Here is a 16,517-nt window from a genome sequence, read left to right on the forward strand (position 1 = left end):
ACAACCTAACATCCGTTCGCGGTTGAGTAGAATGTATCTAGAGCACATTGCTGTAAAACACAAAGAAGCAGGCCGCTGAGAACAAAGTTCTCTGGCCTGCTTCTTTGTTGTACTGTTGTATCTGTAAGGGTACCTTATAGTAGCGGTGGTATTAACCGCGGTTCGTAATCCATTGCTCGGTGATCTCCAGTACCTTCTCACTGCGTCCAATCGCTTCAGCAACTTGACCCGAAGCTGTCCCGCCGTAAACATTACGAGCGTTCACAACCGCTTCCGGTTGCAGTACATCATAGATCCGGTCATCAAACAGTGGTGAGAACTGACGGAATTCATCAATCGTCAGATCCAGCAAATACTTGCTGTTCTGGATGCAGTACAGCACCGTTCTACCAATCACTTCATGCGCCTGACGGAAAGGCAAGCCTTCGCCTACGAGGAAGTCGGCAATATCCGTAGCATTGGAGAAATCCTGGTTGACCGCTTGACGCATCCGATCCTTGTTCACTGTCATCGTCGCGATCATTGGAGCAAACAGTTGAAGCGCACCTTCCAGCGTCGCTACAGTATCAAACATGCCTTCTTTGTCTTCCTGCATGTCTTTGTTGTATGCCAGTGGAAGAGATTTCAGTACTGTCAGCAAGCCGATCAGGTTGCCGTACACACGTCCTGTTTTACCACGAACGAGTTCAGGAACGTCCGGATTTTTCTTCTGTGGCATGATGCTGCTGCCTGTGCAGAACGCATCGTCCAGTTCAACGAATCCAAACTCCGTGCTGCTCCATAGTACCAGCTCTTCACTCAGACGGGACAAGTGAGTCATGATCAGCGAAGCTGCCGCCAGGAACTCAACGATGAAGTCACGGTCGCTTACTGCGTCCAGACTGTTCTCGTACACGCCATCGAAGCCCAGTTGTTCCGCCACAAAATGACGGTCAATCGGGAAAGTTGTGCCCGCGAGTGCACCTGCGCCCAGTGGCAGGATGTTAATACGTTTGTAGCTGTCCATCAGACGCTCCGCATCCCGTTGGAACATGGAGACATATGCCATCAGGTGATGTGCGAACAGAATTGGCTGTGCCCGTTGAAGATGCGTATAACCCGGTACAATGGTATCGAGGTTATCTTTCGCTTGTCCAATCAGTGCTTCCTGCAAGGAATGCAGCATGCCTACAAATCCAACCACGCGCTCACGCAGGTATAAGTGCATATCTGTTGCAACTTGATCGTTCCGGCTACGGCCTGTATGTAATTTACCGCCTACAGGACCAATCGTCTCGATCAGGTTTTTCTCAATATTCATGTGGATGTCTTCGTCCGATACGGAGAATTCCACTTCGCCCGCACGGATTTTGTGCAGAACGGTGATCAATCCTTCTTTGATGGTCTCTACATCTTCCGCCGGCAGAATACCGCATTTGCCCAGCATTGTCACATGGGCCAGACTGCCCTGAATATCTTCCTCAGCCAAAGCTTTGTCAAAATTGATCGATGCCGTATATTCCTCAACCAAATGATTGGTTTGTTTTGTAAAACGTCCTCCCCACAGCTTGCTCACGGTGAGTACTCCCCTTTCGCTCATGGACAAAGCCGCTCCTGCCAGATGTGCAAGAACGGCCTGCCTTGTCATTTATATTGATATAGCTCTATAGATGCAGGTTGAAATTAGTTTTTGTTTTGCTCCACGCCGGAGTTTACTTTCAAACGCAGTGCATTCAGGCGGATAAAACCTGTTGCATCACCTTGATCGTAGGCTTGCGTTGGATCAGCTTCCATCGTTGCGATGTCCGGATTGTAGAGGCTGACAGGACTTTTCACACCTGCGCCGATGATGTTGCCTTTGTACAGTTTCACACGAACCGTACCTGTTACGTTCTTCTGGCTTTCAGTCACCAGCGCTTGCAGCGCCAGACGTTCCGGTGCGAACCAGAAGCCGTTGTAAACGAGTGTGCTGTAACGTGTGATCAGGCTATCACGCAGGTTCATCACTTCACGGTCCATCGTGATGGATTCCATTTTGCGATGTGCGGTGAACAAGATTGTTCCACCTGGTGTCTCGTATACGCCACGGCTCTTCATACCAACAAAACGGTTCTCGACCATATCTACACGGCCAATACCATGTTTGCCACCCAGCTCGTTCAGTTGCTCCATCACTTGCAGTGGGCTCAGGCGCTCACCGTTCAGTGCAACACAGTCACCTTGTTCGAATTCCAGTTCAACATATTCCGCTTGATCCGGTGCATCTTCAGGTGCACTGCTCAGCAGGAACATGTCTTTGTTCTCGTCCGCGCTTGGATCGAACCAAGGATCTTCGAGCACACCGCTCTCATAGCTGATATGCAGCAAGTTACGGTCTGTCGAGTACGGTTTAGCCGCAGAAGCGGTTACCGGAATACCATGTTTTTCAGCGTAAGCAATCATCTCGGCACGTCCCGGGAATTGGTTACGGAATTCTTCCAGACGCCAAGGTGCAATTACGTTAATGTCTGGTGTCAGTGCAGCCGCGTTCAGCTCAAAGCGAACTTGGTCATTTCCTTTACCTGTAGCGCCGTGAGCGATGGCCGTAGCACCTTCTGCACGAGCGATATCCACCATACGTTTAGCAATCAGTGGACGAGCGATACTTGTACCAAGCAGGTATTGTCCTTCATAGAGGGCACCCGCCTGGAACATCGGATAGATGAAATCTTTTGCAAACTCATCACGCAGATCGTCGATGTATACTTTGGAAGCGCCTGTTGCCAGTGCTTTTTCCTCCAAACCGTCCAATTCATCCTTTTGTCCAATATCCGCTGTGAAAGCGATAATCTCTGCATCATATGTTTCTTTCAACCATTTCAAAATTACAGATGTGTCCAACCCGCCTGAATACGCGAGTACAATTTTTTCCTTAGCCATGTTCGATGGTCCTCCCCAAGATCAGTTGCTATAAACTTTTATCTATCATCGCGAAATCTGCGCCTAAAATCAACCCATTCAATGAAATAGCAGCTATTCGCTCATTAATGCAGCCATTAATGCTTTCTGTGCATGCAAGCGATTCTCCGCCTGATCAAAGATCAGGGAGTTCGGTCCGTCAATTACACCGGCACTCACTTCTTCGCCGCGGTGTGCTGGCAGACAATGCAAGAACATGTAGTCCGGCTTCGCGCCTTTCATCAGTTCCTCGTCCACTTGATATGCCGCAAATGCCTGCTCACGAATCTTCTGCTCTTCCTCAAAGCCCATGCTCGCCCATACATCCGTATACACGATATCTGCATCTTTGGCTGCTTCCTGTGCACTGTACGTTACAGTCACTTCAGAACCGCTCTCCTGTGCGATAATACGTGCCTGCTCCACAACCGCGCTATCCGGCTCATAGCCTTCTGGCGTTGCTACAGCAACATGCATACCCATCTTCGCTGCACCCAGCATCAGGGAGTGCGCCATGTTGTTGCCATCTCCGATGTAGGCCATTTTCAGACCTGCCAGCTTGCCTTTGTGCTCCAGTACCGTTTGGAAGTCTGCCAGCACCTGGCAAGGATGCGCTGCATCGCTCAGGCCGTTAATGACCGGAACATCGGCATGCTCTGCCAGTTCAGTTACATTATGGTGTCCAAAGGTACGGATCATGATGCCGTCCAGGTAGCGGGACAATACTTTGGCTGTATCATGTGTTGTTTCCCCACGACCCAGCTGGATATCATTTTTGCTCAGGAAGAGCGCGTGTCCACCCAATTGGAACATGCCCACTTCAAAGGATACACGTGTACGTGTGGATGATTTTTCAAAAATAAGTCCGATCGTTTTGCCTTTCAACGGTTGAAAAGGTACACCGCTTTTTTGCTTGCCTTTAATCTCAATCGCGAGATTAAGCAGATAACGAATCTCCTCTGCTGTGTAGTCCGTGAATTCGATAAAATCCCGGCCTCTCAGATCAATCTTCTGAATCTTTTCCGTCTGTTGTGCTGTCATGTATAATGTCCTCCTTATTTCCGGTTCCCTGCACCCGCATGGGCAGAAGAGAGCACCGTTAACACTTTGTCTAGATGCTTCTCGAGTTTATTCATTCCCGCCTTCTGCAATTTCACCGCGCGGCTACAGGGATTCATCATCTCATACTGCTTCGAGGCCGGTAATGGCCCCGAGACAGAAAGGTTCTCATTTTTATGTTAGGCTTTCGCCGCTACGTGCTCTTCGATCAATGTAGCTACCAGGGATACCGCCTCGTCGATCTCTTCTTTGCTCACATACAGGTTCGGAAGTAAACGAATCACATTCGGACCTGCAGAGACGAACAAGATACCGCGTTTTTGCCCTGCAAGCACAATATCACCTACCGGCTCAGCACATTCAATACCGACTAACAATCCCAAGCCACGAACTTCCTTCACAAAGGAATTGCCTGCCAAACGATTCCGTAAGGAGCTCATCAGGTATTCACCCATCTCCGCTGCACGCTCTGGCAAACGATCTTCCAGCATCGTTTCGATTGTTGCAATCACAACGGATGAAGCAAGTGGTGTTCCGCCAAATGTCGTCGCATGGCTACCTGGTGTGAATGCATCCCGCAGGAAACCTTTACCCAACATCGCGCCTACTGGGAAACCACTACCAATACCTTTGGCAACGGTGAACACGTCTGGCTCAATACCATAATGTTCGTGCGCGAACAGTTTTCCTGTACGTCCCATTCCCGTTTGTACTTCATCAACAATGAGCAGCAATCCGTGCTTGTCACACAGTTCCCGTACATGCTTGACGAATTCCGGTTCGACCGGATATACACCACCCTCGGCCTGGACCATTTCCAGCATAATAGCTGCTGTGTTGGGTCCAATTGCCGCTTCAAGGGCAGGAACATCATGCAAAGGTACGGTTACAAATCCGGCTGGCAATGGCAAAAATCCTTCTTTCACCTTATCCTGTCCGGTTGCTGTCAGTGTAGCAAGTGTCCGTCCATGGAAGGACTGGGCAAAGGTGATCACTTCATACCGATCTGTGCCTTTCACCTTCTGGTGATAACGACGTGCTACTTTAATAGCCGCTTCGTTCGCTTCGGCACCACTGTTACAAAAGAACACTGCATCAGCGCACGTATTGGCTGTCAACAATGCTGCTGCTTTCTCCTGGCCTGGAATCTGGAACAGGTTGGACACATGCCACAACTCATCAATCTGAGCTTTCAGCTTGGCTCCAACTTTCTCCGGTGCATGGCCCAGGCTAGTTACAGCGAGTCCGCACATGAAATCGAGATAGCGGTTTCCCTGATCGTCCCATAACCAGCTGCCTTTACCTTTGACCAGACTGATTGGATAACGCGCATACGTTTGGAAAAGCGAGCTTTCCGTCTGTGCCGCTGCACCTGTTGCTGTTGCGCCCGCTACCGCTGTGCCAGAACCTGGCTGTTCGTTGCCTTTTGCCATGACCATATCACTCCTTATTGGTTGGTACACGAGCAATTATATAAGAAACCTGATTTACACTAGACCACTCCGATTGCGGAACCATCTTCCGAACGTATGCATACTCCACTTCGATGACAGAACAACCTTCCGATCGCTGTTATCCCTGGATTTTTTTTATTCCCCTTCAATGGGGAAAATCCTGTGATAAAGGCGCACGCTCCGCTTCTTCAGGTTATTTCTGTCCTCTCCGTTATGCATTTTTATTCTTCAGATTGGTTCTGCACCCTACGTTATTGTGAGTGTAATATTAGATTTCTTATATAAAAAAGCCGTGCACATATTTTTTATCTTGTATAAGAACCCAAATGAACCTTATTGCATACGGATGATTCTTGTTCCGATGATTTCTCCGCTGAGCACTCGGCTCAGGATTTGAGGTTCGCTGCCGTCTACGATGACGACCTCACGTACTTGGCCATGAATACATGCAATTGCTGCACGCACTTTGGGAATCATGCCGCCATAGATTTCTCCGGTCTGGATCATGTCCTCAATCTCTTGTACAGATACGGATGGCAGTACTTTTTTCTCGCCGCCTACGTTCTTCATGATGCCAGGAACGTCAGTCACGACAATCATCCGACTTACGCCGAGATGAGACGCCACTGCACCTGCCGCTGTATCTGCGTTAATGTTGTAGCGTTGTCCAGTTGCATCTACGCCAACTGGTGCAATAACCGGCATGTAACCCATGTTCACGATGCCTTGGATAATCTCTGCGTTCACACCAGTGACATCGCCTACCCAACCGATCTCTGCGTGGTTTGTAACAGGTTTAGCCTGAATCAGACCCCCGTCCACGCCAGACAAGCCTAGTGCACGGCCGCCCACACGTTGAATCAAACGCACGATCTGTTTGTTGATACTGCCCGCAAGCACCATCTCCACTACGTCCAGCACAGGTTCAGTCGTTTTGCGCAGGCCATTAACGAATTCGGTTTCGATACCAAGCTTCGCAAGTTTATCTGAGATCGCAGGACCTCCACCATGCACGATTACCGGCTGCGTGTCCTGAGACTGCAAATCACGCAGATCCGCAAAGAAAGACTCAGGCAATGCTGCCAGCGTGCTGCCTCCACATTTCATGACAAACATCTGTTTCTCTGTGCTCGCTTCCGTTGCGGTACTCTTGTTTGGCATTGTTGAATTCATGAGGGCAAGCTCCTTCCATAGTAAAAATTACATTCAAAAAAATATAACACTTTTATAAGGTGACGAAGGCTGGTAGGAGTCCATTCCGAATTCGGATTGTTCTTTCGATCGCTGTTGTCTCCAGGTTTCTTGAATTATCCCTATATAGGGGAATACCCGGAGACTAAGGCGACCGCTCCGCTTCTGCAGAATCAATTCCGTCTTCTCCATTACTATCGCTATATGTTCAATACCAAACAACAAGTTTAAATTTTATTGATAATTTTTGAATCATCTCACGAAACAGCTTCACAATAGAAGACAGCTGTTTCGCAAAACCTTTATCCCAAAGACTTATTACGTGCGGTATGCTGCGTTAATTCGGACGTAGTCATACGTCAGGTCGCAGCCCCAGGCTGTTGCTGTTCCTTCGCCGTGGTGCAGATCCACCACAATGCGAACTGTATCAGTCTGCAAATACGCCAGTGCCACTTCTTCGTCGAATACGACTGGGCGGGACTGCGCAAGTACCGAGATATCTCCCAAACGGATATCTACCGTATCCGGGTTCACCGGCTGTCCTGCACGCCCTACGGCTGCAATAATCCGTCCCCAGTTGGCATCTGCGCCAAACATGGCTGATTTCACAAGACTCGAACCGATGACAGTTTTCGCGATTGCTTGCGCGGATTCATCACTTACCGCACCTGTAACTTCTACCTCAACCAGTTTGGTTGCTCCTTCACCATCGCGAGCAATGGCTTTGGCTAGCACTTGGCAAACATAGGTGAAGCCGGCTGCAAAAGCGTCCCAATCTGGATGCTCTGTGGTCAGCTCTTCATTGCCTGCATAACCACTGGACATAGCTACCAGCATGTCGTTTGTACTTGTATCCCCATCAACGGTAATCATGTTAAATGTATGATTGGTTGCCTGGCGCAGCAAGCGCTGCAACGCTTCTGCACCAATGACCGCGTCAGAGGTCATGAAAGCGAGCATCGTCGCCATATTCGGATGAATCATACCCGAGCCTTTGGCGGCTCCCGCAATCGTAACCGTCTTACCGTTAACCAGAACGGAGACGCAAGCTTCCTTTTTCACCAAATCCGTTGTCAGAATCGCTTGTGAAAATTGTTCCGCCTCATTCGACTCCTTGCCCATATGCGCCGGAAGTCCGGTAATGCCTGAATGTACAGCATCCATTTTGAGCAATTCCCCGATGACACCTGTGGATGCCACAGCCACGTCTTCTTCTGCCACACCCAACTCACGCGCAGCTGCCGAACGCATCGCATAAGCATCTTCTTCCCCTTGTTGCCCTGTACATGCATTCGCATTACCACTGTTGACGATAACAGCCTGAAGGCGTCCATTGCTCAAGCTTTCGCGTGTTACTTTGAGTGGCGCCGCCTGAAACACGTTCGTTGTGTATACAGCAGCAGCTGTAGCCGGTACATCACATCGGATCGCTCCGATGTCATTACGAGATGTCTTTTTCAATCCGCAGTGAAGTCCACCAGCAGTGAATCCCCCAGGGGTTACAATTGTTCCGTTCTCAACCACGGTAAAAGTATGTTGCTCCACATTCGTTCCCATATCATATCCCCCGTATGCGTTCAGCCATATGCTGATGATCCGCCTGCTTAACCTGATCCGTTCTTCCTAAGTTGACTCCGAGAAAGCACTTTTACACCGAGTGTTCCAGTACTCCTCTTGAATTCCAATCCCTTATGGATATACCGGTGTCATGTTCAGCCCGAGGTTCTCCTCCCATCCCATCATCAGGTTCATATTTTGAATCGCTTGCCCGGAAGCACCCTTCACCAGGTTGTCGATGACCGAAATAATCGTTAAACGACCTGTGCGAGGATCCACCGCAAATCCGATATCACAATAGTTGGATCCGTACACTTCTTTGGTAGAAGGCCAGATGCCCGGTTCACGTACACGCACGAAAGGTCTGTTCTCATAATATTTGCGGTATAAATCTACGATCTCCCGATCACTGTGTTCCCCAACGAGTTTTGCATACATCGTACTCATGATTCCACGTGTCATTGGCACCAGATGTGTTGTGAAGGTAACCGTAACTGGCGTTCCCGTTATACTGCCAAGCACTTGTTCGATCTCGGGAATATGTTGATGTTTATTCAGTTTATAGGCTTTGAAATTCTCATTCATCTCTGCATAATGGTTTGTCAGACTTGTTCCACGTCCCGCTCCGGATACGCCTGATTTGGCATCAATAATAATAGTAGAAGGATCAATCCAGCCTGCCTCTACAGCAGGGATCAGTCCAAGAAGTGTAGCCGTTGGATAACAACCTGGGTTGGATATAAAATTCTGTCCCTTCACTTCTTCGCCATACACCTCAGCCATGCCGTATACCGCTTGTTCCAGCAAAGTAGCTGGAGGAGCCGGATGTTTGTACCACTCTTCGTACACCGTTCCATCCTTGAGTCTGAAATCGCCAGACAGGTCAATCACCTTAAGTCCTGCTGCCAGCAGGCTTGGTACGAGCTTAGCACTTACGCCGGACGGGGTCGCTGTGAATACCAGATCCGCACGACTCGCAATTTCAGCCGGATCCACACCGTCGAGTGGCCTGTGAATCACGCCCGTCAAATGCGGAAATCCATCTGCGATGGACTCACCACTGCTCGATGATGAGATCACCGATGTGATTTCAACCTGCGGATGGTTCTGGAAAAAACGAATCAGCTCCACCCCGCCGTAGCCGGTGGAACCGACGATTGCTACTTTTAATTTGTTATTCACTCTCGCTCCCCCAATCTCGATGTATGCGCTACTTGTGCTATGTCCTTGCCTGAAGGATACTTGAACACAGCAATTCCGTCGCTTATATGCATATTTGTGTATTATTATACGACTCTGGTTATATAAATACAACACTCTATCATCAATTTCACATGGATTTCCATCCAATCCGAACATATCTTTTTTAACATCCGGGACGAATAGGTATACATCTGTTAAAATACGTATTAGTAGGAAACATTACAATCAGGGTCTCATTCATAACTAACCTGCTAATCAAGGACATATGAATAGATTCATGATGGTCATAATGAGACGTGGGGGACTATAGTGCATATCGAATCCATTTTACTTATTGTACTCCTTGGCCTGAATATTATTTTTGCCGCAGCAGTCGTTTTCTTCGAACGGAAGGATGCCAGCGCTTCCTGGGCTTGGCTGCTCGTCTTGAACTTTATTCCGGTGTTTGGGTTTGTACTTTATCTTTTAACCGGTCAGAACCTGACCCGATACCGGCTTTTCCAGTGGAAAGAACGTAAGAAGCTCGGGCTAGAGGAACGTATTGAAGCCCAGCTCACGCAGTTGCACGATAACCGCACCCCTTTCCGCAACCAAGCAACCGAGACTAGCCAGGACATGATCTATATGAACCTGAAGCAGAACGGTGCTCTGGTGACGGAAGATAATGCGGTCGAGATCATTACGGATGGAACAGATAAATTCCAGCGGCTCTTGGATGACATCGAAGCGGCTCAGGATCACGTGCACGTACAATACTACATTTATAGAGGCGACCGTCTGGGCAAAAGAATTCGAGATGCACTCATCCGCAAAGCGCGGGAAGGCATCAAAGTTCGTTTGCTGTATGACGCGCTCGGATCACGGCGGGTATCAAAACGTTTTTTCAAAGAATTGCGCGAAGCAGGCGGTTTGGTTGAAGTCTTTTTCCCCTCCAAATTCAGTCTGATCAACTTGCGTATGAACTACCGGAACCACCGGAAGATTGTCATCATTGATGGTAACCTGGGGTACACAGGCGGGTTTAACGTTGGAGATGAGTATCTTGGCTTGAACTCCAAATTCGGTTACTGGCGTGACACACATCTGCGTATTCAGGGGAATGCCGTTCATGCGCTGCAGACCCGTTTTCTCCTAGATTGGAATGAAGCGTCCAAGCAACACGACACACCTTATGTTCCGGCGCATTTCCCTCATATCGAGGGTACAGGAAAGATTGCCATGCAGATCGTCTCCAGTGGACCGGATGCAGAGACTGAACATATCAAGAACAGTTATCTTAAGATGATTAATGGGGCCAAACATTCGATTCTGATTCAAACGCCTTATTTTATCCCGGATGCCAGTGTATTCGAAGCTATTCGTCTCGCGTGTCTGTCCGGCATTGATGTTCGCATTATGATTCCAAATAAACCCGACCACGCCTTTGTATATTGGGCTACGTTATCTTATATTGGTGAGTTGTTGAAGGTGGGCGCCAAAGTATTTATATATGATAATGGCTTCATTCATGCCAAAACACTTATCATTGACAGTTTGGTTGCATCCGTGGGAACCGCCAATATTGACTACCGCAGTTTCCGGTTGAACTTTGAGGTTAATGCTTTTATGTACGATGAAGCGATTGCGACAGCACTTGTACAAACCTTCGAGCACGACCTGCATGTATCGCGAGAAATGACGCTCGATGAATACCAAAAACGTAGTCTCATTATCCGCTTCAAAGAAGCCATTTCCCGTCTGCTATCTCCGATTTTGTAGCGGTCAATATTTATAGTAAAAAAACAGGCACATCCTCTCCCGTCATTTTGGAGAAGGTTGTGCCTGTTTTTTTCTTGTCTTGAACATCCAAACGTATGAGCCCTACACGGCTCGCTTGCTATTTTTCACACCGTTCACACATGTTCTCCCCGCTTAAAACCTTCGCCGAGCACTTCGTGCGCGTTACTGATAATGACAAATGCTCCCGGGTCCACAGACCGGATCAACGCTTTGAGTCTTGGTACCTCATTCTGTCCAACCACGACCATCAGTACTGTTCGTTGATCATCGGTGTAACCGCCTTTGGCCTCCAGCTTTGTTAATCCGCGATCCAGGTCATCCAGAATCACTTTGCTAATCGCTTCGGTCTGGTTGGAGATAATATAAGCCACCTTGGAAAAGCCTAGGCCCATCTCAACGGCATCGATCACTTTACCAGTAACATACAACCCAATCAGCGCATAGAGGGACTGCTCCAACGACAATACAAAAGCAGCCATAATAATAACCGTAGCATCCATAATTACGACACACAGCGAGTAACTCAATCCACTGTATTTCTGTACGATTCTGGCAAGAATGCTCATGCCACCTGTTGATCCTCTACCTCGGTATACAATTCCAATCCCTAAACCAACACCAATCCCACCATACAGTGAACCAAGTAGCGGATTCGTTGTTGGAATGGCCCAATCCTTCGTGAGATAAACTAACAGTGGCAGGACAATACTGCCCAATACCGAGCGAACACCATACTGCTTGCCAATGAGCAGGAAACCCGCAATCAAAAGTGGGATATTAATTGCCCATTGGGTATATGCCGGCTCCCAATTAAGCCATTCCTTGCCCAGAATTGATAACCCGGACACCCCACCCGAAGCGATCTGATTTGGTAATAAAAATAAATTAAAGGCCACTGCAATTAAAAACGAACCTACAATGATAGATACCGTATCCACGACGTTTCTCCATGGACCATTGAGTGGAATGAGGCTAGTTATCCTCTTTTTGCGATTATTGTGAAGTTGTGATCGTTGTTGCATGTTCTCGTGCTCTCCTTTATGTGACTGATCAGTTGTTCGCTCATTTTTTCTATCCTATAAAATTATTCAAAAAAAAAGCTCCCGTATACACCAGCATACGCCTACACGTATGGGTCCATACAGGAACTTATATTAATCGGTTTCTACTTTAATCTGGCTACGCAAATAACCATCGATGAATGCATCGAGGTCGCCGTCCATTACTGCCCCTGTATTTCCAGTCTCTACGCTTGTACGGTGATCCTTTACCATACTATAGGGATGGAACACATAGGAGCGAATCTGGCTACCCCATGAAATATCCGACTGATCTCCTCGGATTTCATCCAGCTGTTGTTTTTGCTCTTCAATTTTACGCTCATACAATTTCGAACGAAGCATCTTCATCGCCCGCTCACGGTTCTTGATCTGTGAACGTTCATTCTGACACGTTACAACTACACCTGTCGGAAGGTGGGTAATCCGCACGGCTGAGTCGGTGGTATTGATATGCTGTCCACCCGCGCCACTCGCACGGTAGGTATCAATCTTGAGATCCTCTGTTCGAATGTCCAATTCAATCGTATCATCAATCTCAGGAACCACATCACATGATACGAAGGACGTATGTCTACGGCCCGATGAGTCAAAAGGAGAGATCCGCACCAGTCGGTGTACACCCTTCTCGGCTTTCAGATAACCATAAGCATTGTGCCCCTTGATCGATAGCGTGACACTCTTGATCCCCGCCTCATCTCCTGGCAGATAATCCAGCACCTCAACCTTGAAGCCACGCTTCTCGGACCAACGTGTGTACATCCGGAGTAACATTTGTCCCCAGTCCTGTGACTCGGTACCACCTGCCCCCGGATGAAGCTCTAGAATGGCATCCATCTTATCATACGGCTGGTTCAGGAGCAGCTGAAGTTCGAACTCTGCCACCTTGCTCACGATCGCTGTGACGCTTCTACCGATCTCTGCAGCGAGGTCTTCGTCGCCTTCCTCGTCAGCCAGTTCTACCATCATCACCGCATCATCATAGTCCTGTTGGAGTTTGGTGTATTGATCCACAGATCCCTTCACCGCATTTAGCTCAGCGATTACGGATTGCGCCTTGTCACTATCATCCCAGAAATCCGGAGCAGACATCTTCACTTCGAAGTTGCCGATCATCTCTTGCTTCAGATCTAAGTCAAAGAGACCCCCTAAGGTTGGTTAGTTTTTTGCCTATTTCACGCAGGTCATGCTTCACGTTTGGATCGATCATGTGCAATTCCTCTTTTCATTAAGATAAGCTCCCCGCATCCAGGGCATTCCTCCAGATCAAGTATCCGATGCGTTACCCTGGTGTTGAGACTACTGTTGTATCAGTATATCTCTTCCCCGTGATCATGGTCATATTATTATAACTATGCACCATTAATCGGTTTTGCATCCTTCACTTCATCCTATGGAATACCCGGCTGCAAGGAGCCATTCATGTCATTCGTGTATAGAAAAAACCTCTAACTACTCTTGACCGTGGCAGTGTTTGAACTTCTTGCCACTACCGCACGGGCATGGATCGTTACGTCCGATTTGGTCAGAAACCTTCACTGGACGTTTCTCAGCAGGTTCACCGCTTGTCGAGATCTGACTTTCCTCAACAACCGCTTGACGCTCCTGATTGCTCTCGATCTGTGCTCTCATCACATAAGTCGCTACTTCTTCTTGAATCGAAGCGATCATTTGATGGAACATCTCGAAGCCTTCGAACTGGTACTCACGCAGTGGATCTGTACCGCCGTAGGCACGAAGGTGGATACCTTGACGCAATTGATCCATTGCATCAATATGATCCATCCACTTGCTGTCTACTGCACGGAGCACAACCACTTTCTCGAACTCACGAACCATCTCTTCGCCAATTCGCTCTTCACGTGCATTGTACTTGTTCTGAACTTTCGTGAACAGGAACTCGATGATCTCTTCTGCTTCCTTACCCCACAGATCATCTTTAGTTATGGAACCATCGTCCAGCAATTTGCTGTTCATGTAATCAGCAACTTCCTGAAGCTCCCAGTTTTCCGGGATATCGTCACTACAATGTGCTTCAACGATACGTTCAATGGAAGGCTTGATCATATCCATAACGATCTGTTTGATATTTTCGGACTCCAGTACCTCGCGGCGCTGTTTATATATAATTTCACGTTGTTGGTTCATTACATCATCATATTGGAGAACGACTTTACGCACGTCAAAGTTGTTACCTTCAACACGCTTCTGCGCTGATTCTACTGCACGGGTAATCATCCGGCTCTCGATCGGTTGGTCTTCTTCAAAACCAAGACGCTCCATCATGTTCAATACATTGTCTGCACCGAAACGTCTCATCAATTCATCACCCAGTGACAGGTAGAATTGTGTTGAACCCGGGTCACCTTGACGTCCCGCACGGCCACGTAGCTGATTATCAATCCGGCGTGATTCGTGACGCTCTGTACCGATGATATGAAGGCCGCCTACTTCAGCTACACCATCACCCAAGATAATATCAGTACCCCGTCCTGCCATGTTGGTTGCAATCGTTACTGCACCCGCTTGACCAGCTCCTGAGATGATCTCTGCTTCTTCCGCGTGGTACTTGGCGTTCAGTACCTGGTGTTTGACACCACGGCGTTTAAGCATGTCAGACAGGCGTTCAGAGTTCTCAATGGACACTGTACCTACCAGAATCGGTTGATTCTTACTGTGGCGTGCCACGATCTCTTCTACAACGGCATTGAACTTGCCATCGATGCTCTTATACACGACATCTGCCATGTCATCGCGTTTATTCGGACGGTTGGTTGGAATTTGCAGTACTTCGAGACCGTAGATTTTTTTGAACTCTTCTTCCTCGGTTTTCGCTGTACCCGTCATACCCGCAAGTTTACGGTACATCCGGAAATAGTTCTGGAAGGTAATCGTAGCAAGCGTCATGCTCTCATTTTGTACTTCAATGCCTTCTTTGGCTTCAATCGCTTGGTGCAATCCATCACTGTAACGACGTCCAGACATCAGACGACCTGTGAATTCATCGACGATCATGACTTCCTCATCACTGACCACATAATCCACGTCACGACGCATGATTGCATTAGCTTTCAAGCCCTGTACAATGTGATGGTTGAGAGTTACATTGGCATGATCATACAAGTTCTCGATACCAAATGCTTTCTCTGCTTTTGCCACGCCCGCCTCAGTCAACGCTACGGATTTCACCTTAATGTCTACCGTAAAGTCTTCTTCCGGCACCAAACGTTTCACAAAACGATCTGCTGCATAGTACATATCCGTCGACTTCTGAGCTTGTCCAGAGATAATGAGTGGCGTACGCGCCTCATCGACCAAGATGGAGTCTACTTCATCAATGATACAGAAGAACAATGGACGTTGTACCATTTGCTCTTTGTAAAGCACCATGTTGTCACGCAGATAGTCAAAACCAAACTCATTGTTCGTTCCGTACGTAATATCACATGCATATGCATGTTGTTTCAACGCATGGTCCATACCGCTGAGGTTAACCCCAACCGTCATGCCCATGAACTCATAGATTTGTCCCATTTCCTGGCTATCCCGTTGTGCCAAATAGTCATTGACTGTGACCACGTGTACACCTTTGGACATTAACGCGTTCAGATATACTGGAAGTGTTCCTACCAGCGTTTTACCTTCACCCGTTTTCATCTCGGAAATACGGCCTTCATGCAGAGCGATACCGCCCAGCATCTGTACATCGTAGTGACGTTTGCCCAGTACACGACGTGATGCCTCACGTACGGTTGCAAATGCCTCTGGAAGAAGTTCATCTGTCGTTTCTCCCTTTTCAATACGAGCACGGTATTCGTCCGTTTTACCTTTCAGTTGTTCATCAGACAACGCCTGAAATTGTGGTTCCAGTTTATTGATCACATCGACCGTCTTCATCAGACGTTTAACATCACGTTCATTCATGTCGCCGAAGATCTTTTTGACAAGTCCTAGCATGGTATACCCCTTTCGTGCAAAACAGAATAGACCCCCTGTTGCCGCCACGCGACACCATCGGATGGATGTTGCATCCACTTGCCCGGGGGTGACAAACAATATGATTTGAGCTTAATGAAGGTTACACTTCGTCAACTCAGTTGCCAGAATGTCCTTTCGATCGCTGTTATCCCCTGATTTCTTTTAAACTCTCTTCTCAGAGGGGGAAATCCGGGGATAAAGGCGAACGCTTCGCTTCTACAGATCATTTCCGCCCTCTTCGTCATCCGTGTAAAAATCAAATTCAAATCATATGCTAATAAGTAATATGATGAATCAACTCCAGGCTTGCCAAGGGTTCCTC

At 48.0% G+C, this 16,517-nt stretch carries 11 protein-coding genes; 1 reads left to right on the plus strand and 10 read right to left on the minus strand.

Going from position 1 to position 16,517, the window contains the following annotated elements; genetic code table 11:
• Nucleotides 1-151: 151 nt before the first annotated feature.
• From argH to argC, 7 genes are all read right to left on the minus strand, one after another.
• Complete coding sequence (gene argH / locus MHB43_RS29070; protein WP_405132482.1) at nt 152-1,555, minus strand: argininosuccinate lyase; 1,404 nt, start codon at nt 1,553-1,555, stop codon at nt 152-154.
• 107 nt (nt 1,556-1,662) lie between these two features.
• Nucleotides 1,663-2,898: an argininosuccinate synthase gene (locus MHB43_RS29075; RefSeq protein ID WP_017692004.1), complete on the minus strand. Its 1,236-nt coding sequence runs from the start codon at nt 2,896-2,898 to the stop codon at nt 1,663-1,665.
• 93 nt (nt 2,899-2,991) lie between these two features.
• Nucleotides 2,992-3,957, minus strand: a complete 966-nt coding sequence (gene argF, locus MHB43_RS29080; RefSeq protein WP_405130883.1) for an ornithine carbamoyltransferase — start codon at nt 3,955-3,957, stop codon at nt 2,992-2,994.
• A 197-nt stretch (nt 3,958-4,154) separates the two neighbouring features.
• Nucleotides 4,155-5,408 (minus strand): aspartate aminotransferase family protein, encoded by a 1,254-nt coding sequence (locus tag MHB43_RS29085; RefSeq protein WP_405130884.1) that lies wholly within the window; start codon nt 5,406-5,408, stop codon nt 4,155-4,157.
• A gap of 354 nt (nt 5,409-5,762) precedes the next feature.
• The gene (gene argB / locus MHB43_RS29090; RefSeq protein ID WP_221824002.1) at nt 5,763-6,602 is read right to left on the minus strand and encodes an acetylglutamate kinase; all 840 of its coding nucleotides are present in this window, start codon (nt 6,600-6,602) and stop codon (nt 5,763-5,765) included.
• 336 nt (nt 6,603-6,938) lie between these two features.
• Nucleotides 6,939-8,177 (minus strand): bifunctional glutamate N-acetyltransferase/amino-acid acetyltransferase ArgJ, encoded by a 1,239-nt coding sequence (gene argJ, locus MHB43_RS29095; protein ID WP_221824000.1) that lies wholly within the window; start codon nt 8,175-8,177, stop codon nt 6,939-6,941.
• A gap of 132 nt (nt 8,178-8,309) precedes the next feature.
• Nucleotides 8,310-9,359, minus strand: coding sequence for an N-acetyl-gamma-glutamyl-phosphate reductase (argC, locus tag MHB43_RS29100; RefSeq protein WP_405130885.1), 1,050 nt, complete (start codon nt 9,357-9,359; stop codon nt 8,310-8,312).
• Nucleotides 9,360-9,689: 330 nt separating this feature from the next.
• Here argC and cls point away from each other — a divergent pair, with 330 nt between their 5' ends.
• Nucleotides 9,690-11,138, plus strand: a complete 1,449-nt coding sequence (gene cls / locus MHB43_RS29105) for a cardiolipin synthase (protein WP_405130886.1) — start codon at nt 9,690-9,692, stop codon at nt 11,136-11,138.
• 134 nt (nt 11,139-11,272) lie between these two features.
• Here the strand turns inward: cls and MHB43_RS29110 are convergent, their stop codons facing one another.
• The 3 genes from MHB43_RS29110 to secA form a co-directional block, all read right to left on the minus strand.
• Nucleotides 11,273-12,181, minus strand: a complete 909-nt coding sequence (locus MHB43_RS29110) for a YitT family protein (protein WP_036612451.1) — start codon at nt 12,179-12,181, stop codon at nt 11,273-11,275.
• A gap of 132 nt (nt 12,182-12,313) precedes the next feature.
• Nucleotides 12,314-13,427 (minus strand): peptide chain release factor 2 gene (gene prfB / locus MHB43_RS29115; protein WP_101313559.1). Its coding sequence is split into 2 segments (ribosomal slippage): nt 12,314-13,354 and nt 13,356-13,427, totalling 1,113 coding nucleotides; the frame shifts between segments, so codons are not numbered across the junction.
• A 242-nt stretch (nt 13,428-13,669) separates the two neighbouring features.
• The gene (gene secA / locus MHB43_RS29120; RefSeq protein WP_036667733.1) at nt 13,670-16,174 is read right to left on the minus strand and encodes a preprotein translocase subunit SecA; all 2,505 of its coding nucleotides are present in this window, start codon (nt 16,172-16,174) and stop codon (nt 13,670-13,672) included.
• Nucleotides 16,175-16,517: the final 343 nt, after the last annotated feature.

This window comes from Paenibacillus sp. FSL H8-0317, assembly GCF_045040685.1.
Taxonomy (GTDB): Bacteria; Bacillota; Bacilli; order Paenibacillales; family Paenibacillaceae; genus Paenibacillus.

Bases quoted from the DNA above. Each gene is read 5' to 3' on its own strand.
- MHB43_RS29075 (WP_017692004.1), bottom strand. From the start codon at position 2,898: ATGGCTAAGGAAAAAATTGTACTCGCGTATTCAGGCGGGTTGGACACA.
- argF (WP_405130883.1), bottom strand. From the start codon at position 3,957: ATGACAGCACAACAGACGGAAAAGATTCAGAAGATTGATCTGAGAGGC.
- MHB43_RS29085 (WP_405130884.1), bottom strand. From the start codon at position 5,408: ATGGCAAAAGGCAACGAACAGCCAGGTTCTGGCACAGCGGTAGCGGGC.
- argB (WP_221824002.1), bottom strand. From the start codon at position 6,602: ATGAATTCAACAATGCCAAACAAGAGTACCGCAACGGAAGCGAGCACA.
- argJ (WP_221824000.1), bottom strand. From the start codon at position 8,177: ATGGGAACGAATGTGGAGCAACATACTTTTACCGTGGTTGAGAACGGA.
- MHB43_RS29110 (WP_036612451.1), bottom strand. From the start codon at position 12,181: ATGCAACAACGATCACAACTTCACAATAATCGCAAAAAGAGGATAACT.
- secA (WP_036667733.1), bottom strand. From the start codon at position 16,174: ATGCTAGGACTTGTCAAAAAGATCTTCGGCGACATGAATGAACGTGAT.